At 41.1% G+C, this 19,641-nt stretch carries 18 protein-coding genes; 7 read left to right on the forward strand and 11 right to left on the reverse strand.

The window, feature by feature from the left end:
* Positions 1-92: 92 nt before the first annotated feature.
* The 5 genes from H6G77_RS11070 to H6G77_RS11090 all read right to left on the reverse strand — a co-directional run bounded on the left by H6G77_RS11070 (position 93) and on the right by H6G77_RS11090 (position 4,235).
* The gene (locus H6G77_RS11070) at positions 93-692 is read right to left on the reverse strand and encodes a hypothetical protein (protein ID WP_190871576.1); all 600 of its coding nucleotides are present in this window, start codon (positions 690-692) and stop codon (positions 93-95) included.
* A gap of 267 nt (positions 693-959) precedes the next feature.
* Positions 960-1,766 carry an inositol monophosphatase family protein gene (locus H6G77_RS11075; protein ID WP_190871577.1) on the reverse strand — a complete coding sequence of 269 codons (807 nt, stop codon included), beginning with the start codon at positions 1,764-1,766 and terminating at the stop codon, positions 960-962.
* 271 nt (positions 1,767-2,037) lie between these two features.
* Complete coding sequence (locus H6G77_RS11080; RefSeq protein WP_190871578.1) at positions 2,038-3,471, reverse strand: BCD family MFS transporter; 1,434 nt, start codon at positions 3,469-3,471, stop codon at positions 2,038-2,040.
* 126 nt (positions 3,472-3,597) lie between these two features.
* Complete coding sequence (locus H6G77_RS11085) at positions 3,598-3,966, reverse strand: clan AA aspartic protease (RefSeq protein ID WP_190871579.1); 369 nt, start codon at positions 3,964-3,966, stop codon at positions 3,598-3,600.
* Positions 3,963-4,235 (reverse strand): hypothetical protein, encoded by a 273-nt coding sequence (locus tag H6G77_RS11090; protein ID WP_190871580.1) that lies wholly within the window; start codon positions 4,233-4,235, stop codon positions 3,963-3,965. The genes H6G77_RS11085 and H6G77_RS11090 overlap by 4 nt, the downstream gene beginning before the upstream one ends.
* A gap of 252 nt (positions 4,236-4,487) precedes the next feature.
* Here H6G77_RS11090 and H6G77_RS11095 point away from each other — a divergent pair, with 252 nt between their 5' ends.
* Both H6G77_RS11095 and H6G77_RS11100 read left to right on the forward strand, forming a co-directional pair.
* A complete protein-coding gene (locus H6G77_RS11095) occupies positions 4,488-4,763 on the forward strand; it encodes a hypothetical protein (RefSeq protein ID WP_190871581.1) in 276 nt (91 codons plus the stop codon).
* A gap of 603 nt (positions 4,764-5,366) precedes the next feature.
* Positions 5,367-7,172 (forward strand): PmeII family type II restriction endonuclease, encoded by a 1,806-nt coding sequence (locus H6G77_RS11100; protein WP_190871582.1) that lies wholly within the window; start codon positions 5,367-5,369, stop codon positions 7,170-7,172.
* A gap of 85 nt (positions 7,173-7,257) precedes the next feature.
* On the opposite strand, the gene H6G77_RS11105 is transcribed toward H6G77_RS11100, so the two are convergent.
* Both H6G77_RS11105 and H6G77_RS11110 read right to left on the reverse strand, forming a co-directional pair.
* Positions 7,258-7,662 (reverse strand): type II toxin-antitoxin system VapC family toxin, encoded by a 405-nt coding sequence (locus H6G77_RS11105; protein WP_199331448.1) that lies wholly within the window; start codon positions 7,660-7,662, stop codon positions 7,258-7,260.
* Positions 7,644-7,880 (reverse strand): type II toxin-antitoxin system Phd/YefM family antitoxin, encoded by a 237-nt coding sequence (locus H6G77_RS11110; protein WP_062295265.1) that lies wholly within the window; start codon positions 7,878-7,880, stop codon positions 7,644-7,646. Before H6G77_RS11110 ends, H6G77_RS11105 begins: the two co-directional genes overlap by 19 nt.
* A 134-nt stretch (positions 7,881-8,014) precedes the next feature.
* Between H6G77_RS11110 and H6G77_RS11115 the strand changes: the two genes are divergently transcribed.
* A complete protein-coding gene (locus H6G77_RS11115) occupies positions 8,015-8,989 on the forward strand; it encodes an aldo/keto reductase (protein WP_190871583.1) in 975 nt (324 codons plus the stop codon).
* Here the strand turns inward: H6G77_RS11115 and H6G77_RS11120 are convergent.
* From H6G77_RS11120 to rimO, 4 genes are all read right to left on the reverse strand, one after another.
* On the reverse strand, positions 8,986-9,597 hold the full coding sequence (locus tag H6G77_RS11120; RefSeq protein WP_190590432.1) for a Uma2 family endonuclease: 612 nt from the start codon (positions 9,595-9,597) through the stop codon (positions 8,986-8,988). The genes H6G77_RS11115 and H6G77_RS11120 overlap by 4 nt on opposite strands.
* 81 nt (positions 9,598-9,678) lie before the next feature.
* Positions 9,679-10,239, reverse strand: coding sequence for a Uma2 family endonuclease (locus tag H6G77_RS11125; RefSeq protein WP_190871584.1), 561 nt, complete (start codon positions 10,237-10,239; stop codon positions 9,679-9,681).
* A gap of 172 nt (positions 10,240-10,411) precedes the next feature.
* Entirely contained in the window at positions 10,412-11,938 is a 1,527-nt protein-coding gene (locus H6G77_RS11130; protein ID WP_190590430.1) for a DEAD/DEAH box helicase, read from the reverse strand.
* Positions 11,939-11,992: 54 nt separating this feature from the next.
* Positions 11,993-13,318, reverse strand: coding sequence for a 30S ribosomal protein S12 methylthiotransferase RimO (rimO, locus tag H6G77_RS11135; RefSeq protein ID WP_190871585.1), 1,326 nt, complete (start codon positions 13,316-13,318; stop codon positions 11,993-11,995).
* A 649-nt stretch (positions 13,319-13,967) separates the two neighbouring features.
* Between rimO and btpA the strand changes: the two genes are divergently transcribed.
* The 4 genes from btpA (at position 13,968) to H6G77_RS11155 (ending at position 19,453) form a co-directional block, all read left to right on the forward strand.
* Positions 13,968-14,816 carry a photosystem I biogenesis protein BtpA gene (gene btpA / locus H6G77_RS11140; RefSeq protein WP_190590428.1) on the forward strand — a complete coding sequence of 283 codons (849 nt, stop codon included), beginning with the start codon at positions 13,968-13,970 and terminating at the stop codon, positions 14,814-14,816.
* Between the two features lie 117 nt (positions 14,817-14,933).
* Complete coding sequence (locus H6G77_RS11145; protein WP_190871586.1) at positions 14,934-15,917, forward strand: vitamin K epoxide reductase family protein; 984 nt, start codon at positions 14,934-14,936, stop codon at positions 15,915-15,917.
* 434 nt (positions 15,918-16,351) lie between these two features.
* A complete protein-coding gene (locus H6G77_RS11150) occupies positions 16,352-18,556 on the forward strand; it encodes a CHASE2 domain-containing protein (RefSeq protein WP_190871587.1) in 2,205 nt (734 codons plus the stop codon).
* Between the two features lie 636 nt (positions 18,557-19,192).
* Entirely contained in the window at positions 19,193-19,453 is a 261-nt protein-coding gene (locus H6G77_RS11155) for a hypothetical protein (RefSeq protein WP_242049187.1), read from the forward strand.
* Positions 19,454-19,641: the final 188 nt, after the last annotated feature.

Here is a 19,641-nt window from a genome sequence, read left to right on the forward strand (position 1 = left end):
AGTATAGCAGTCTTATTGGGGAAGGGGATGAGAGGGACAAGGGGGACAAGGGGGACAAGGGAGGTGTTGAGACTGTTCTAATTACTTTGTGTTTAACTCTGCATTGCTAAATTTTTATCAATCTGAGCAAATTCAGTCTTTTCCTGAGAAAAATTAATTTCAAATTTACTTAACCAAATTATCAAATCTTCCGAATGAATAGCAATTTCGCTACCTAAAGTTTTGATATAAAGTAACCCATCACTAATAATTAAATCTCGGATAGGATACCAAGAATCACGATTTTGAATGAGTAAATCTAAAGGAATAGTACTTCTTAAAACCTGCTTGCGATATTTCCACCAAGCACGCCATAACAATACAGATTGAGTACAGTGCATCTGATAGCCCTTCGGCACTTCGCAATATTGATAATGATAAAAACCGCGATTGTCTATCTCACCTTTAATCAGATAACTATAATCTAATAATGTCTGATTTATTGATTCCCAGTAAGATGAATTTGGCTGAACTAAAAACTCCGAAGCTGGATGATTTAAATTGGCGGTAGCAATCACGCCTTGAGACTTTGCTGTTAGTTGATTAGTTTTATAGACGGTTTGTGCTGTTAAAGCCGGGTTAGATAATAAAATGTCTTTTTTTTGGATGCTTTGGTCTACGAACTCACGGATTAGCTCTAGATTGGATAACATACACCTATGGTTAATTACTGAGTCAGGGTTAGATTATGTAACTTATAAGTTTCAATAGGTATTCAACCCAATCAGGATTATTAAATAGGAATTACCCAAAAAAGTTGTTTGTTAAGAATGGGTATAAGGGTGTGAGGGTGTAGGGGTGTAATTATTCAAGATCCTTACACCCTATACCCATTCATTTGTGTGTAAGTCCTGTTCAAGCAAAAAAGCCTAAACCCAAAAGATGGATTTAGGCTTGTTCTATCAGTGTTTTGATGAATCTTAAATTTTCAACTCTTTGAGAAATGGTTCAAAAACGATCGCCAATTCTGAACGGCTGAGAACTAGGGTAGGATAAGAGCGATCGCTATAATCTTCTCCTGTAATCAATGGAAATGGCTCTGATTTAAGAGAATTCCAACTCCCACCAGCCGCTTGCACAATTACCCAAGCGCCGGCTAAGTCCCAAACTTTTGGTGTCGCTTCAATTCCACCCAACACTGCGCCAGTCGCAACGGTGAGAAAGTTATAACTCGCCACACCCAACATCCGAATTTTGCAGGGAAATTTTGGTTGAATAACGGCTGTACTGCGGGAACAAAGGTTAAAAAAGTGATGACTGCTGGGAGCATCCGCACTGGTATGTATGGGATGATTGTTGAGAAATGCGCCAGTGGGTGTTGCTAACCCAGATGTACCTTGCCAAAAACCGTGAAAAGTTTGCCCTAATGGCGGTACGTGAATATACCCAAAAACAGGCGTACCTTGATACAGCAAAGCCAAAGAAATCGACCAAATTGGAATACCACGGGTAAAATTCGTTGTCCCATCTAAAGGATCAATTACCCAACACCATTCTGTCCCCGGAAAGGTCTTGTCAGATTCTTCGCTGAGAATACCATAACCAGAAAAATTAGCGGCGATCGCATCCCGAATTTCTTGATCTGCCCATTTATCGGCGCGTGTTACCAAACTACCATCCGCTTTTTGTAAAGCCTGCACCTGTCCAAAATCTTGCATCAGTTGTTTGCACACCCTGGTAGTTGTAGTCTGGGCAAAATCAAGCACCGTTAACCAAAAATCATTCATTGCAATGGTGGGGAGTGGGGAGTTGGGAGTGGGGAGTAGGAAGCTTTCAAGGGCAGGCTTTTTTTATTAGACAAATTTTTGGGCTTTTAAAACCAAAATTATTGTCTGAACAGTTAAAACTACGTTTCATAATTGAGAATATTCTCAACTATTTATCGAAGGTTTAAAAACCTGCCCTTGAAAGGGAGTAGGAAGTGGGAATGATCATTTCAGACTAGCCTGCGGCAAGCCGCTAAAAGCGTCTACATACTTCACACTTCAGACTTTAAAATTAGTCTAGATCGCTTTCTAAGACAGATGCGATCGCTTGTTTGGTACTTGTTTGAAATTCTGTAATGTTGACGCGGTTGAGGAACCCAATTGAAAGTACCATTCCCACTGCTTCTAAGGCAAATACTAGCCCATAAGCTAATTCTAAACTGGGCAAAGTTCTCCGACCAATATCCAAAAGTGTACCGCCAATCACCACAGCAAGACCCCTAGAAATCGACTGCGCCAGTCCCCACGCACCAATAAACGTCCCGGCGGCTTCGGCGGCGGTCAAATCCAACATCAAGCTAATTGCTGCTGTAGTTAAGAAACCAGTCGCTAAACCAAACAACACCAACCCAAATTTTAAGAAAGCTACATTGGCGGTAAATCCCGAAATTCCCAATAATGCGGCACATAAAGCCACCAACATACAACCTAACCTGGCGCTGCGGCGTTTACCCAAACGTGGCACAATCAAAAATCCAGCCACAGCATAAGCAACTAGCAAACCCATACCGTAATAAATATTCAATTTGGTGCTTTCCGCCAACGGCATTTTAAACACCTGACCGGCATAAGGTTCTAAAATTGGGTCTTGCATAAACAAGCACAGCGTCATCACCACCAAAAAGGTGAAAAACAAACCTGTTTGGGGACTGGCTGTTAAGATTTTCCACGCTGCATTTAGGGTAATGCTGTCTTCGCGGTTGACTAGTGTAGAACGGCTGGAATATTGGGAGTATTTTTTTTCAACACCGAATGTGGCTGCGATCGCCAATCCAAAGACAATCGCTGGCACAATTGTAAATAATCGGTTGATTGATGCCTGTAATGTTTCTGGAGTTGCTTCTGGAGTTAATTGCCTGAGTAAGCTAGAACTAATAATTGCGCCGACAATGATTCCCACCATCAGCATTGACCAAACTACACCCACGACTTTAGAACGGTTATCTTCTTCCGACACATCCACCAATAAAGCCGCGAAAGCTGTACCACTAGCGCAAATTGCCAAACCGTAAATTGCAAAAATTAAAGATAGCAGCGCAGTCCAGCCGATAGTGTCAGTTGTCCAAGTCCAGCCACCAGAAATACTCGCAGCATTATTTAACTGCCACATTACTTGTACCGCTAAAAAAGCCGCGATCGCAAATATCGCCGCCCCCACCCATACATAAGCTGTCCGGTGATAACCCCACAACGGTTTCGCATCCGATATCTGACCAAACCAAATCCGCGAAGGCGACACAAACGCAGGTAAAGCCAGCACCAACGCCACCAACGTCGCCGGAATCGCTATTTCTTGAATCATCACCCTGTTGAGTACACCCAGAGTCAAGATAGACATCATACTCAAGCCCATTTGAAACAAGCCAAGCCGAAACATAGTCGGCAAATTGACCCTTGGCGCAACTGGGTATTTTGTTTCACTATCAAATACTTCACCGCTTGTCATAGTTAGTTTTTTGGATGGTTTATCAAAATAGTCTCTCTTTAATTAAAGATAAACTGTTCGATATTCCAAAAAAAACAGTCATTTCAGTGCATCAATTTTTATATTTGGCGGAGAGGTGCTTTAAATTTATAGAATTTCATCTACCAGAACCGTACCACCCTCACAAAAATCTATGCTGAGATGATAATCTTCAAGCAAGGCAGTTCCAATAAGTGGACGGCGACCCATTGCTAGTGCTGCAATATTACGATCAACACCATTCCATACAATTGTTGCTAAATAAACATCGGTTGCCACACTGGAATTATTAGCTAGGTTGGCGTTGATATTTATGAGGTAAGGCAAACCAAGAGTAGCAATTACAGAAGGCGGCAAAGTTAAGAACCCTTCAAACCCTGTATCAATAACGCATTCGATTTCTACACCTGAACCTTCTGGGGGAAGAATAATCAAACTCATTCTTGCCTGAAGTCCAACTACATTTCCGTGTATCACTGTGCCGTCCTGAGCAGTGTACCACCAACTGCATAAACGGCATCATAACCAATTCTTTCTCCCCAAAGTGCTGCATTGGGTTGCTTGGATTTTAATCGCAGACTCGTTTCGACTAAATCATCACCGATTTCGTAATCTCCCGTTTCAACATTAATCGAGATAATTTTGCCAATGTTTTCTTGTGTCTCAACTTTGGCACGGATACTTTTTTCGTAGATTTCCTTTCCACGCCGAGCGACTTCTTGGCTACTAAGTGTTGGGTGGGACATAAATAAATCCCCTTCTTAAGCGGCTAGATTCTTCACTTAATTCTACAGCACTAAACCATACTCGAAATTTACAACTGCTAAGGTATCGCCATCGACCTTACACTTTGCTTTGTTCTACTCAGAAATTTATGTAGGCTCTGAGTGTGGGAAAGCATTTGTTGCATCTTACCCAATGAATACAACCAGAAGGTTAGCTCTGCTGCCTTAGAAACACCTAGTTAACTCTCTAGTCAAAACTAAATCAAAAAAAATATGAAAAATCTTAGATATGATAATAAGCCAAAAAATGATGGGTTTATCACTCAAACAAGACAGCTTGTTGGCAAAGCTGTGGAGCATTCAACGCCACTCGTAATTTCCGGCAGTTTGATTCTGATAGCCGCAATTTTTTCTGGATTCTGGGTTATTAGCAAAAGCGAGTGTGGAGGCTCGTTCAGCTATAAATTTTCGCCCTACTCTCAAGAGTTCCTTTTAAAAAAGGAAAATTGTCGACCACCCCAAACTACAACTAAAGTAAAGGAACCCTAATCACTCAACCAATCAAGTTGTAGGTTATACCAACTCTACGAGAAATTTCTCTCTATAAATCTTGTAGAGACGTTGTATGCAACGTCTCTACAACAACCGACAAATGGCATCTTTATCAGGGAACAGTGTGAGGTATAAGAGTTGGGGAAACAGTTAGGGGCTGAGTTAAAGAAAAGACTGGCATAGTAAACTGCGATCGCACAAACATCACATAGCATTGACCAACGCTACACTAAAAAAGTGAAGAAATGTAAATGTATAGATATTGCGATCGCACTCCGTCTATAACAATCAAACGTAAATTGTTGGGTATCGGCGGTAGCTAAAGTCAACTGGTGGTAAACTGCGGTAGTTGCAATCAAGCGATCGCCTGGGCTTGATGTGGTAATCGGACTAGCAGTGCAATGGATTTTCTGTTAGTCCGCGTGGTGCGCCAAGCGCAGCGCAAGCGCGATAGGCGGACTTTGTTTTTATAGCAGCGAATTCCATTCGTCGGGGCTAGTGCATGATGTGTGTATACCTCTTTTGAGGTAGTATAGAGTGCTGCATACTTATCTTTAGTATATTTTGGTCAAGCAAGATTTAATTCTAATAGGTTCGCCAATGGCAGAAGCAGCACTAAATATTACTTTGGCATCTGAGGAAATTTTGATTCAGGAGTTAGGGTTAGTAGATCAAAATAACCCGCAAACTTGGAAGAATAAGCTGATTCTTGGTGATTGTTTAGAAGTACTCCAAAAGCTTCCTTCTGCAAGCGTTGATTTAATTATCACTTCGCCTCCCTATGCTGATAGTCGGAAAAAAACCTATGGAGGAATTTCTCCCGATGAATATACAAATTGGTTTCTTTCAAGAGCTTTAGAACTAAAAAGAGTCCTCAAACCAGAAGGTTCCTTCATTCTTAATATTAAAGAGAAAGTTGTTGATGGTCAAAGACATTCATACGTGTTGAATTTAATTTTAGGAATGCAGCAGCAAGGATGGTTATGGACTGAAGAATATATATGGCATAAAAAAAATAGTTATCCTGGCAAATGGTCTAATCGTTTTCGAGATTCTTGGGAGCGTTGTTTACACTTTAACAAGCAAAAGAAATTTAAGATGTATCAGGAATCTGTTATGGTTCCTATGGGAGATTGGGCAAAGTCCCGGCTCAAGAATTTGAGCGAGACAGATAAAAGACGGGATAATTCTAAAGTTGACAGTGGATTTGGTAAAAATATTTCTAATTGGGTAGAGCGGAAAATGGCCTATCCAACAAATGTTTTACATTTAGCAACTGAATGTGGAAATAAAAATCATAGTGCAGCTTTTCCTAAAACTCTCCCCTCATGGTTTATCAAGCTATTCACTGATGTAAATGATGTAGTACTCGACCCATTTGCAGGTTCAGGAACATCTTGCATAGCTGCTAAAGAGCTAGGCAGAAATTATGTAGGAATTGAAATTAAAAGAGAATATTGTGAATTAGCCGAACTGAATATTAAAACGGCAGTTTCTCATACTCAAATTTTAAATAACGGTAATCAAAATCATGAGGAATTAAATGTGGCTGGCTCAAACTCTGAAATTTATCATGATTATTTGATTCGATACGTTCTTACACCTTTCTATGACAAAAGATTTGAGAAGTTGAGCAAATTAAGGCTCAAAGATGTTCTGAAACGTAAAAACCCTTATTTATTCAAGGCGAAAAATATTGAACGCGCCCAAGATTTTGTTGATAGTATAATTACTGCATTCCTTTCTTCACAGGAAGAAACCATCTTTGGCAATTTGTTAGAAGGCTTTGCAATACATATAGCTGAAACTTTGTACGGTGGTTTTAAGTCAAAGCTCAACAGTATCGATCTAGAGTTTAGCAGGGATGAAAATTATTATATTGTAGGAATTAAATCTGGTACTAATTGGGGTAATTCTGACCAAATTAGTAAGATGAAAGACAATTTTAAAAAAGCCAGACAGTATTTAATCAAACAAGGTGTTACAAGCAATATCATTGCGGTTAATGGTTGTATGTATGGCAAAGATAGTAATCCTTTAAAGAAAGATGTAGATACTGATAAAACATATTTTAAATATGCAGGGCAAGAGTTTTGGGAATTTATCTCAGAAAATCTCAACCTTTATCAAGAGATGATTGTGCCTATCGGAGAAGAGGCGAAGAAAAAGGATGAAATTTTTAAGTCTACTCTGGATGCAAAAGTTAATGAGATGACTTTTGAATTTATGCAGTATTTTACGAGTAACGGTCGTATTGATTGGATTAAGCTGGTGGATTATGTCTCTAAAAAAGGAGATGTTAAATTAGAACCCATATCTCAACAGTTGACATTGGAACTAGAAGGAAGAGATTCAGATTTAGAAGAAGCTCTAGATTTAGCCGATGCGCTGGATTTTGAAGAGTAGAACGGTTATAAGCTGAACAAAAAAAGGTTGGTATAGTAGAGAGCGATCGCTCTCCAGCTATTACAATCATCCGTAAATTTCTTGGCTAGGTTAAAGTTTGTAACCAAGAAGCACTCGTGAGATTGGCATCGGCTGTAGCTAAAGTCAACTGGTGGTAAACTGCGGTAGCTGCAATAAAGCGATCACCAGGATCTTGATGTGGTAGCTGAAGCTGACGGCTTAAAATAGCAATTTGGCGGTTAAGTGGTGCTTCACGGATTTCTAGAGTATTTAAAGCTAAATCAATCCATGCAACTGGATGCGGCTGTAAAGATATTCGTCCTTTTTCTGCTAAGAGTAGCGTTTCCCAGATACTAATTGGACTTAGCCACAGTTCGGTTGTTGTCGCTGCAATGGTGGTTTGAAGCTGAGAAGATAAGCTTTCATTACCAAGTAAATACCAAATCCAGATGTGGGTATCCAGTAAGAGCTTCACTGAAGTGCTTCCCATGTGTTATCAGGAATAACTGGCGAAATCAAATCTCCCAAGATTTCACCACTACCTTTCATTGCTCCAAATACTGTGCGTTCGGACTGAGGTTTGGCAGGATAGATAATGACCAAAGGTTCCCCATCATGAGTAACAGTTAAGGGTGTTTTAGTGCGCTGTATTTCTGCAAATATTTGTTGGAGTGTTGCTGGTAACTCGTTGCTGGCAATGTGTTTCATAGAATTGTCATTGAGTATGCTTAAATTTTAAGCAAAAAAACTGCACATAGGTCAGTGTCTGTTTTCCCGTTCGCAGTTTTTTGTAACGCTACACTAAGAAAGTAAAGAAATGTAAATGTATAGATATTACGATCGTGGAAACTATCACATTAGGCAAAAATGGCCCGACTGTTCCACCCTTATGTATAGGAACTTGGGCTTGGGGCGATAAACTGTTTTGGAATTATGGCAGTGACTACGGCCCTGAACAATTACAAGCAGCCTTTACAGCAGCTTTAGAAGCAGGTGTTACTTTTTTTGACACCGCCGAAGTTTACGGAATGGGACTGTCAGAAAAATTTTTAGGGCAATTTATCAAACAGACGACCCAACCTGTGCAAGTTGCCACAAAATTCGGCCCTCTGCCTTGGCGATTTACCGGACAATCTGTCAGTGATGCCTTAACAGAAAGCCTCAAACGTCTGCAACGCGAAAAAATTGAACTGTATCAAGTGCATTGGCCGTTTGCTTTCTTTTTGAGTCAAGAAACACTGATGAACACCTTAGCCGATGAAGTGAAGCGGGGAAGAATTGCCGCAGTTGGTGTCAGTAATTACTCAGCTGCCCAAATGCGAGAAGCCCATCAAATATTAGCAGCTAGGGGCGTTCCTTTAGCTGTCAACCAAGTACGTTATTCTTTACTGACTCGTCAAGTAGAAAGTAGTGGAATTATTGCAACCGCCCGTGAGCTTGGTGTCACAATTTTAGCTTACAGCCCTCTAGCCCAAGGATTACTCACAGGTAAATACACGCCGGAAAATCTCGAAAAATTAAGCGGTGCTAGAAAGATAGACCCAAAATTTGGTAAAGAAGGCTTGGAAAAAATTGCGCCAGTGATATCTTTATTGCGTGAGATTGGCGAAAAACGCGATGGTCTACGACCGACCGTAGGTCATCGCACCCCGGCGCAAGTTGCACTAAACTGGTTAATTGCCCAAGGTAATGTGATTCCCATCGCTGGTGTAAAAACAGCCGAACAAGTCAAACAAAATGCTGGCGCTTTAGGTTGGACATTAAATAACGATGAAATCGCAGAATTAGAAAAAATTACTCGTCCTTGGCTGAATTAACTACCTGCTTGAAAAATTTGTTTTGCAGTTAAATTTAACTCTGGGAATGTTGGCGACTCGATGCAATCATCACCTTTAAATTGAATCACTTGGTACTCATCATCAACCAACGAGTAAATAGAAATAGTCGGTTGTTTCGGGTCGCCAACAAACTTTTTAGCAGCTAATCCTAAATAATCTACAATCCAATATTCACGAATGCCAATTCCCTCATATTCACCATATTTTTTGTAGTAATCATCGCGCCAATTACTACTTACGACCTCAATAACTAATGGAATAGAAGCTGCTTGGCTTACAGTTGATTCTTGTTGCCATAAAGGCTCGTTCATCAAATTAGCTTGGTTTAATATTAAAATATCTGGTGAATAGGCAGACTCGCTATCAATTGGCTTAACTAATGCTGTCTTAGGTATCAAATAAGGTAGGCGTGATTGATAACACTGAACAGCTAACTGTATAGATAAAAAGCCTGTAACCTCTTCATGACCTCCTAATGGTTGTGCCATTTTAACAACTACTCCATCGTGCAATTCATAGAGTTCTCCATCAGGTTTCCAACTGACGAATTCTGCAAACGTTACTGTTTTGCGTAGAGCTTGAGTCATAAGTACTTTATCAACACAAGGCAAGTTTATCTGCTGTTTAACTCTCTAAATTCTAATCCCTAGTCCCTAGCCTCTAGCCTCTTATTCAAATACAGGCGGCCACAATTCTGATATCGTTAACTCCCAACCAGGAAGTAAATCTGGTAGTGTCAATTTATTGTTATTTTGTAAAATTACTGGTGCTTGATTCAGCCGATAAACTTTTAATATCAACTCATCTGGATCAATCAAAATCCCAACAGTACAACCAAGTTCTAAAAATAATTGAATCTTTTCTTCTAATGTTTTCACACGGTCTGACTTGGATTTAATTTCTACCATCAAGTCAGGTACTAATTCTACAAAATCGCGCTTGCTAGTTTTGAGTCTGTCAGCACGCACAAAGGATACATCTGGAGCGCGGAGATTGCGTTTTTCATGATTAGTTTCCAAGCTAGGCAGAATAAAACCAGCACTAGAACCAGTAACTCTTCCTAGCTTACGTGGACGTACCCAATTGCCGAGTAAGCGAATTAACTCAGCCCCTATTTCTTCTGAAATATAATCTGATGGCCCCATAACTAGGATGCTTCCATCTACCAGTTCCATCTGCCATTCTGGATGTTCAGCTTGTAGCTGCTCTAAATCTGCAATTGTGAACATAAAACTATAGAAAGTTCATCTTTATCTATGTTCCTACAAGCTGATAGAAACGGTGAGCGACTGTTGTAAGTTATGAGTCCTGAGTACACATCAAAACACTTAGCGAGAAGTTGCGTGCGGGGGTTCCCCCCGTTGAGCAAACTTCGGTGACTCAGCACTCAGCACTCACTACCTAAGAAGCAGATTCTCTCGCGCCAGAAGAACCTAGCTTTTGATTGGCAGAAACGGGGGCTTCACGACGACCTGAGCGTAGTTTGGGCTTGGGTGTGGAGCGTCCTTCGTCACCGTTGTTAGCATCTGATTTGTTCCAAGAACGGTTTCTGTCACCAGAAAATTCACGACGCTTCATGATTTTGGGTTTAGCGACGGGAACTTCTTCGGGAACTTCCACCTCAGAGCTTAACCAAGCGGGACGGGTTTCATCATAAGCAAGTTGCAGTGCCGCAGCAGCGATCGCATGAGCATCATACTGTTCAATCAATTCGCTGACAATCGGTAAGAAGGAAGCCAGTCTTTCACCGCTTAGGGCTTCTCTGACTTGTTCTTGCAATTTGTTGATGTGCCGTGCTTCAATTTGCGCCCTGGTGGGAATAGACAGTAATTGCCAGCTTTGACGGTTATGACGCTCAAATATTTGCTGTTTGCGACGCTCAAAAGGCTGAACCAAGGTAATGGCTGTACCTTCTTTACCAGCACGACCAGTCCGACCAATGCGATGCACGTAGGTTTCTACGCTATCGGGTAAGTCGTAGTTAATGACGTGGGATAGTTGGTCAACATCTAAACCGCGTGCAGCAATATCAGTGGCGACTACCCAGCGCACTTGGCGATTACGGAAGCGGGTTAATAACCGTTCTCTGGCTTGTTGGGACAAATCACCGTGATATTCATCCACGCTGTGACCAGCAGCTTGCAGTTGGTTGGTGAGTTCTGCCGCAGTTCTGCGGGTACGCACAAAGATTAAAGCTGTTTCTGGATCTTCCATTTCCAGAATTGGCTGTAATGCTTTGGCTTTTGTCCAGTGGCGGGGAATTAAGTAAGCTACTTGGTTAATTTTGTTGGGTGCAGCTTTTGGTTGCTCAACAGTAACGGTAACAGGCGATCGCAAAAACTTGTTCACCAACATCCGAATTGACGGGGGCATTGTGGCAGAAAACAATGCTGTTTGCCGTTCTTGGGGTGCTTGGGACAAAATTCTCTCCACATCATCGATAAAGCCCATGCTCAACATTTCATCGGCTTCATCTAACACAAACCACTTGACTTGATCTAATTTCAAGCTACCGCGCTCTAGCAAGTCAATCACCCGGCCGGGAGTGCCGACAACAATGTGAACGCCGCGTTTGAGCTGCATAATTTGACGGTCAATTGATTGACCACCGTAAATTGCTAAAGCCCGTAAGCCACTGTTACCAATAAATTGGCTAACAGCATCATGGACTTGAATTGCCAATTCGCGGGTTGGGGTTAAAACTACAGCTTGCACGGCTCTTTGGCTAACATCCAGCCGTTCTAAAATTGGTAGAGAAAAGGCTGCTGTTTTGCCTGTACCAGTTTGAGACTGTCCTACTACATCCCGACCTGACAACAGTTGGGGAATAGCTTGGATTTGAATGTTAGTCGGTGCGGTAAAACCAATTTTTTCTAATTGTTCAGCGCGTTCTTGGGAAATTCCTAGTTCAATAAACGAAAGATTCATCAACTCTCCTAGATTTTGCTTTTTGACTTTTTGTTTAGATTGGGAAATCGAAATCTATGTGGGACTGAGGGCGACTTGACCGTAGAGGTCATAAGTATCCGCACTGCGAATTGCAACAGGCACAATGGTTCCTAATTTTGCTGCACCTGTGACATACACCAAACCATCAACTTCGGGCGAACTTCTGCTAGAACGACCAATTAATTCCCCACTTTCAGGATTTTCTTGCTCAATCAGGACATCAACGATTTTGCCGACTTCCTGTTGATTTTTCTGCCAAGAAATGGGCTGCTGAATTTCCATGATTTTCTGCCGCCGCTCGTCCATAATTTCCTGGGGTAACTGATTGGGCAAACTGTAGGCGGGGGTTCCTGCTTCTGGTGAAAAGGTAAAAACACCAACATGGTCAAATTCATGCTGCTGCACGAAGTTGAGTAGATGCTCAAAATGTTCTTCTGTTTCGCCGGGAAAACCAACAATCAAGGTTGTCCGTAATACAGCTTCTGGTAGTGCAGTTTTAATGCGCTCAATAATTTCATTGTTGACTCGCCCTTGCCAAGGACGGTTCATGGAGCGCAGAATCTCTGGATGAGAGTGTTGCAATGGCAAATCCAAGTAAGGTAAGACGTTGGGTGTTTCTTGGATTGCCGCAATCACATCTGGGGTCAATCCTGTGGGATAGGCATAGTGCATCCTAATCCAAGGTATGTCCACTTTCCCCAAGGCTCGGAGTAATTCGGCGAGTTTGGGCTTACCGTAAATATCCAATCCGTAGTTAGTAGTAATTTGAGAAATCAAAATGATTTCTTTTACGCCTTGGCTGGCTAACTGCTCGGCTTCGGCCACAATTGATTCAATGGTACGCGATCGCTGATTACCTCGCAGATACGGAATAATACAAAACGCACACCGATAATCGCATCCTTCAGCCACTCTCAGGTAGGCAACACCCTCTGTTGTCGTGCGGTAACGCGGTGTGGTTTCATCGGCGATGTAAGTTGGTTCGGCGCTAATTTGTTTAACGCGCTCTCCTTGTTCAGCTCGCTCGATCACATTGACGATCTTGTGATAATCACCTGTACCAACCACGGCTACGGCTTCGGGCAACTCTTCCAATAATTGCTCTTGGAAATGCTGCGCCATGCAGCCTGTGATCACGATTTTTTTATTAGCCTCTGCCAATTCTACTAAAGTTCTGACAGATTCTTCTCTTGCTGCTTCAATAAAACTACAAGTATTAACGATAACGTAATCTGCTAACTCTTCGTTTGTATCTACGCCATAACCTGCTTCTACCAGCAGCCCTAGCATGTGTTCTGTATCTATTCGATTTTTTTCGCAGCCCAAATGAGATATTGCTATTGTTGGCTTTTCACCCATACTTTCATATCTAAGATTTTTTCTTTTAGTCACACAAAGCGCAGTGACTTCGCTCTTTGTGATGCACGCCTTGAAGCTGACAACACTTAGGTGGATTTTTCCACTACCAGTAACTGTCTTTGCTATGACCTATACAAATTGAGGCCATGTTATGATATGTCTACTATTTGTTTCCCAGGGTAAATTGGAGTGTCTTTGATTATTTTTGACACTTGTAATATTTTTTAACAAATCGCCTGTTAGTATTTTACACTACCGTAGCGTATGCGTTGCTAATTTACCCGTCGGGAAGCCGCCCAAAAGGCTGGTTGTGAGAAGTCGCTACCCTCAGGGAAATCGCGCTGGCGACTACGCCTAATCAAGCAGTAATGCTACCCTAACGCTCAGGCAAGATGCCCAAGCCACGGGAAGGTGCCTTGCGTCTTATGAGTGGCAAACTCCTCTTGTAGCCAGGTTTTATCTTAACATATCTTATGGAACGTTTTATGCCAAATTCCATCCCCAGATGGAGGTAGTAAAACCAGTGCCAGAGAAAACATGAATGCTAATCAAGGAAGTAGGGACGTAAGACGAGAAAATAGGAGCTAGGTGAATTTTAATCCTAAAATCCAATCCCTAATCCCTGATCTCTGAATAATCTTTTGAAGACGTGGACTTATATCAGACCTTTAAAACTCGTACACCAATTATTGGCGTAGTTCACCTACTGCCATTACCCACCTCACCCCGTTGGGGAGGGAGCCTAAAAGCCGTAATTGACCGTGCTGAACAAGAAGCAACTGCTCTTGCCAGTGGCGGCGTAGATGGCATTATTGTCGAGAACTTTTTCGACGCGCCATTTACGAAAAACCAAGTAGACCCAGCCGTTGTGAGTGCGATGACGGTGGTAGTGCAGAGGATACAAAATTTAGTAACCTTGCCGATAGGTTTAAATGTATTGCGGAATGATGCCAAAAGTGCGATCGCGATCGCCAGTTGTGTGCGGGCGCAATTTATCCGAGTGAATGTGTTAACTGGAGTCATGGCCACTGACCAAGGATTAATTGAAGGTGAAGCCCACCAATTATTGCGCTATCGGCGAGAATTAGGCTCTGATGTCAAAATTTTGGCAGATGTTTTAGTCAAGCACGCCCGGCCTTTAAGTTCACCTAATTTAACAGTTGCGGTTCAAGACACAATTGAACGCGGTTTAGCAGACGCAGTAATTTTATCTGGCTGGGCGACAGGTAGTCCTCCCACCGAGGAAGATTTAGAACTAGCGAGCGGTGCAGCCAAAGGCACACCAGTATTTATCGGTAGTGGAGCCGACTGGGAAAATGTTGCTACACTGTTGCAGGCAGCAGATGGGGTGATAGTTTCCAGTTCCTTAAAACGTCATGGTCGCATTGAGCAACCAATTGATCCGATTCGCGTCAGTCAATTTGTTGAAGCAGCCCATCGCACTTGGAACTCTAAAAGCCCCAGCAAATCAACCCAACAAATAAAGTTACATTCTTAGTAAGTAGGGAGTGGGGAGTAGGAAGGATTTGTATACTTCAGACTTCACACTACCCTCCGGGAAGCCACCCAAAAGGTGTCTACAGACTTCATACTTCATACTTCATACTTCGCAGTTATGATTCGCCGCCGTTCTACTCCTTGGATTCATAAATGGTCGCGCCCAATAATTGCCGCGATCGCCGGATGTGGTACTTTAGTCACTGGCTATCTCACCATTGAAAAGTTAACAGGAGGCAGCGCCGCCTGCATAGCACAAGCTGGCACGAGAGGTTGTAATGACGTACTTTCCAGCCCTTGGGGTACGGTTTTCGGTCAGCCATTGGCATTATTTGGATGTTTAGCATATATCAGTATGGTGATATTTGCTTTAGCGCCCTTAGTTATCAACTCTGAGAACAGCAACCAGCGTAAACAAATCGAAAATTGGACTTGGCTGCTGTTGTTGGTGGGAGCAATTGCCATGTCTGTGTTCAGTGGCTATTTAATGTATGTGCTGGCTTTTCAAATCAAAGCCTTGTGTCCTTACTGTTTAGCCTCGGCATTCTTCTCCCTCAGTTTGTTAACTCTCACAATTCTGGGACGTACCTGGGAAGATATCGGACAAATTTTATTTACGGCTTTGATTGTGGCAATGGTGACACTGATTGGGACTTTGGGTGTGTATGCAGGTGTGAATACATCACAAACGCCTGGTTCCACCGGACAACAAAGAATTTCATTTATCCCGACACCGGCACAAACGCCTAACCCGGAATACGGTTGGGAAATCACCACCAACTCTGGAGAAGCCGAAATCGCCCTAGCACAACATTTAGCCAAAGTCGGTGCGAAAGAATATGTTGCCTACTGGTGTCCTCATTGCCACGAACAAAAGCTAATTTTTGGTAAAGAAGCTTACCAAATTATTAACGAGAAAGTGAAGGTTGAGTGTGCAGGCGACAGTCCTAAAGGTAAACCAGAATTGTGCCGCGCTGCAAACATCCAAGCCTTCCCGACTTGGATTATTAATGGTCAAACTTATAGTGGCGTGCAAAACCTCACAGAACTAGCCAAGATTACTGGTTATACCGGCCCAACAAATTTTAAATATTTTAAGTAATCAACGTCAGCGCAATTGTTTTTCTAAATTAATTCTCACTTTTGCTCGTCAACTGGCTGAATATCACAATTCATATTCCCAGTTGACTTATTTTTTTGCAATTTTCTTTTTCAGCGTTAGTATAAGTGACAACAAATTATTAAAATCCTTCATTTACCTTTTCGATAACGAAAATATACTTTTTATTAGCAATCAATATTTATACTGCACCTGTTCTTCTTTGATACAGCAATACTGGTTAACCTTTGCTTAATCATTAATCATGATGAGTTATTCTTTGCTAACACTATTGCAAATTATTTGGTGGAAGATAACAATACTGATAAAATTTTCTCCAATCAACACTGGAGCATCTTCGGGATATTTACTGAGTGTCGGCTAGTTTTTGATATCTGTAGTAATTGAAAGTATTTCTCCCTACTAGGTAATTGGGAATGAATAAGCAGCTAGACAAGCATTTTGTCAGGTTATTTTTGAGTTGGAACCTGCAACAGTCACTTGAGCGAAAATATAAAGAATTAGTTGTTGCTGGTATTGTGGCGACCTGCATTATATTGTTACGCTTTGTCGGAGTGTTTCAATCCTTAGAGTTAGCCGGGTTGGATCAATTTTTTCGCTTACGTCCAACCGAAGAACCAGAAGAACGGATCACGATTGTAGCAATTGATGAAGATTCTTTGCGGCGAGTGGGTTCTTGGCCGATTCCTGATGGCGTGATTGCTAATTTATTGCAGAAAGTACAAGTGCATCAACCTCGTGTGATTGGCTTAGATATATATCGAGATTTAGCAGTCAATCCAGGACACCAAGAACTAGTTAATCTTTATAGTTCAATGCCAAATTTAATCGGTATTCAACTATTAAACCAGAACCGCAATATGCGTGTTCTGCCGCCTCTAAAACTGAACCCAAACCAAGTTGGTTTTAATAATTTACTGTACGACTATGATGGCAAAGTCAGGCGGAATTTGTTGTATCTTCACATGAATGATCAACACTATGAAAGTTTTGCCTTAAAGTTAGCATTACTCTATTTACAAGACCAAAAAATTACCCCAAAAAAAGCTGCTAAAAATAGTGATTATGTCCGATTAGGCAAGGCTATACTTACCCGTTTTCAAGCCAATGATGGTGGTTATGTGAGGGCAGACGATCGCGGCTATCAAATTTTATCTAATTTTCCTAAACCATCATGTAAAAAAGTTGCTGGTGAATTTTGTAATTTCCGTCAAATCTCTATGAGTGATGTTTTAGATGGCAAAGTGCCAGTTAGTTGGATACGCGATCGCATTGTGTTGATTGGTTCCACTGCTCCCAGTTTGCAAGACTTTGCATTTATTCCCTACTCTAGCCAAATGTTAGGTACAACCAAGCCAGTAGCAGGGATTGAACTGCAAGCTTACTTTGTGAGTGAGTTAATCTCCTCTGCTTTGACAGGAAGACCATTATTAAGAGTTTGGGCGAAATTATGGGAGTGTTTATGGATTTTTACTTGGTCTTATTTGGGTTCGTTAATCATTTGGCAGATTAAGACTTTTAGTAAAAGTATTCCCAGTATTTTAGTATCTTTATTTATACTTTTTTTAAGTAGTTATCTAGCTTTTTTACTGGGTTGGTGGCTACCATTAATCCCGGCAACTCTTGGCTTGAGTAGCGCCTCAATTTGGATGATTATTCATATTGCATATATGCAGGAAGAATTGAAACGCTCTAAGGAGTTTTTGCATCAAGTCATTAATTCTATTCCTGACCCCATTTTTGTCAAAAATGAAAAACATCAGTGGATTGTCTTAAATGATGCTTACTGCCAATTCATTGGTTATCCTGATAGTCTGTTGCTGGAAAAGTCATATTATGAATTTTTCCCACGCCATGAAGCTGATGTTTTTCGAGAACAAGATGATTTAGTATTTCTCACCCAAAAACCGCGCGAAAATGAAGAAGAATTTACTAATGCTGCGGGTCAAACCCATCTAATTGCTACGAAGCGATCGCTCCACAAAGATGCGGCTGGTAATTTTTTCTTAGTGGGAGTGATTCGAGATATTACCCAGCGCAAGCTGATGGAAGAAGAACTACGACGCACTGCGGCTGAGTTATTTCGCTCTAATACAGAATTAAAACTCAAAGAAGACCATTTACGGTATCTGGCTTATCACGATCCCCTGACAGGCTTATCGAATCGCAAATTCTTTCTTGAACAACTTCAAGAATCTTTACAATGGTCGCAAAACAACAACTTGTTGCTGGGACTGCTGTTTATTGACTTGGATGGCTTTAAACATATTAACGATACTTTGGGGCATGATATGGGCGATCGCTTGTTGGTGATTGTTTCCCAAAGACTCAGTAATTGTTTGCGCGGTAGTGATACTGTCTCCCGGCTGGGTGGTGATGAATTTACAGTCATTCTCCGCGCAATTCCTGAAGTTTCAGTGGCGGCTAGAGTTGCAGAAAAAATTCTCGCCAGCCTAACCGAACCAATTGTGCTATCAGGATACACCACTAAAGTTTCTGCCAGTATTGGCATCAGTGTTTATCCGACAAATAGCCAAGATGCAGAAACCCTGATTAAACAAGCCGATTCAGCTATGTACCGGGCTAAACACTTAGGTAAAAACCGATATGAGTTGACTTGAACGGTCAGCAAAAATTAAAAAAATCAGTAATTTTTACAATAGACAATAGTCTCAGCCATTGTAACCAATGGCTGAATGTTTTATGTCTGGATTTTTATAGTAAAATTGTACTATACTGAGCATGTAAAGATTTATTGTATTGTGATTTATTTAGTCTAAAAATTTATATATGAGTAACACTACTTAAACTAATTTTGAATTATACTTACTTTCATAAATTAAATTTTGATAAAGAAATCACGAAATGAGCCATTTTTGTACTCTCAACTCCTGGTTTTTGCGGAGATGTACCAAATTTACCTCGGAAATACTGAGTTTTTTAGTATTATTTGCTACGAGTCAAGATGGGGGTTTGCCGCAGAAATATAAAGAATATATTAAGATTTTATGTTTCCGCGCCTGACTCTAGAGGTAATTAACGAACCTCGAACAACATCATCGCTACGAGTTCTAACTTTTGGCTGATGTCTGTTAGCAACCTTTAGGTATATTTCTTAAGTGTTGAGCAGATTTTCTGTCCCAAGTTTTTTACTCAAAGATTTTTCTGAGAAATAAAAAATTTTACTAAAGTTTAATTTTTCCGCGAAACTAATTCCGCATCGGATGTAGGTAAAAAAAGTACTGGGTGAAATCAGAATGCAAAAAATAGATAGAAACTTGATGGCGACAAACTTAAAAATCACAAGTATTTTGATATTGTGTGTAAGCGCCTGTTTAGCGATTCCGAAAATTGCTGATGCTAGAGTAAATTTTCACGATTTAGTAGCTAATGCTTTGACTAATACCGAAAATAGCAGTTTTACAAGCTCTAATGGTAATTTTCAAGAGTTAACAGATGTTTATGTGCCGCCAAATTATGGACTTCCTGATAGCCAGCATGGTAGCGGTACACGCTAACGCATTGCAGATTGCTGAGTAAGTATTTTCAAGAGTTATAGCCACAAACATAGTCCTAGGGTATGCTTCGACTCATATTGTTAAGAAACTTCTAGAGAAGAGAATAAACAGTTATTAAAATGATCATCATTCTGGGGAGAGAGGTTTTTCATGCCTACACTTCTTCACTCTTTACCCAACCCTTGATT

The organism is Aulosira sp. FACHB-615, from assembly GCF_014698045.1.
GTDB lineage: Bacteria > Cyanobacteriota > Cyanobacteriia > Cyanobacteriales > Nostocaceae > Nostoc_B.

Coding starts and splice junctions, on each gene's coding strand:
- H6G77_RS11155 (WP_242049187.1), top strand. CDS start 19,193: ATGCAAAAAATAGATAGAAACTTGATGGCGACAAACTTAAAAATCACA.
- rimO (WP_190871585.1), bottom strand. CDS start 13,318: ATGGGTGAAAAGCCAACAATAGCAATATCTCATTTGGGCTGCGAAAAA.
- H6G77_RS11075 (WP_190871577.1), bottom strand. CDS start 1,766: ATGAATGATTTTTGGTTAACGGTGCTTGATTTTGCCCAGACTACAACT.
- H6G77_RS11095 (WP_190871581.1), top strand. CDS start 4,488: ATGAAAAATCTTAGATATGATAATAAGCCAAAAAATGATGGGTTTATC.
- H6G77_RS11100 (WP_190871582.1), top strand. CDS start 5,367: ATGGCAGAAGCAGCACTAAATATTACTTTGGCATCTGAGGAAATTTTG.
- H6G77_RS11120 (WP_190590432.1), bottom strand. CDS start 9,597: ATGACTCAAGCTCTACGCAAAACAGTAACGTTTGCAGAATTCGTCAGT.
- H6G77_RS11090 (WP_190871580.1), bottom strand. CDS start 4,235: ATGTCCCACCCAACACTTAGTAGCCAAGAAGTCGCTCGGCGTGGAAAG.
- H6G77_RS11070 (WP_190871576.1), bottom strand. CDS start 692: ATGTTATCCAATCTAGAGCTAATCCGTGAGTTCGTAGACCAAAGCATC.
- H6G77_RS11145 (WP_190871586.1), top strand. CDS start 14,934: ATGATTCGCCGCCGTTCTACTCCTTGGATTCATAAATGGTCGCGCCCA.
- H6G77_RS11130 (WP_190590430.1), bottom strand. CDS start 11,938: ATGAATCTTTCGTTTATTGAACTAGGAATTTCCCAAGAACGCGCTGAA.
- H6G77_RS11110 (WP_062295265.1), bottom strand. CDS start 7,880: ATGAAACACATTGCCAGCAACGAGTTACCAGCAACACTCCAACAAATA.
- H6G77_RS11150 (WP_190871587.1), top strand. CDS start 16,352: ATGAATAAGCAGCTAGACAAGCATTTTGTCAGGTTATTTTTGAGTTGG.
- H6G77_RS11125 (WP_190871584.1), bottom strand. CDS start 10,239: ATGTTCACAATTGCAGATTTAGAGCAGCTACAAGCTGAACATCCAGAA.
- H6G77_RS11080 (WP_190871578.1), bottom strand. CDS start 3,471: ATGACAAGCGGTGAAGTATTTGATAGTGAAACAAAATACCCAGTTGCG.
- H6G77_RS11105 (WP_199331448.1), bottom strand. CDS start 7,662: ATGGGAAGCACTTCAGTGAAGCTCTTACTGGATACCCACATCTGGATT.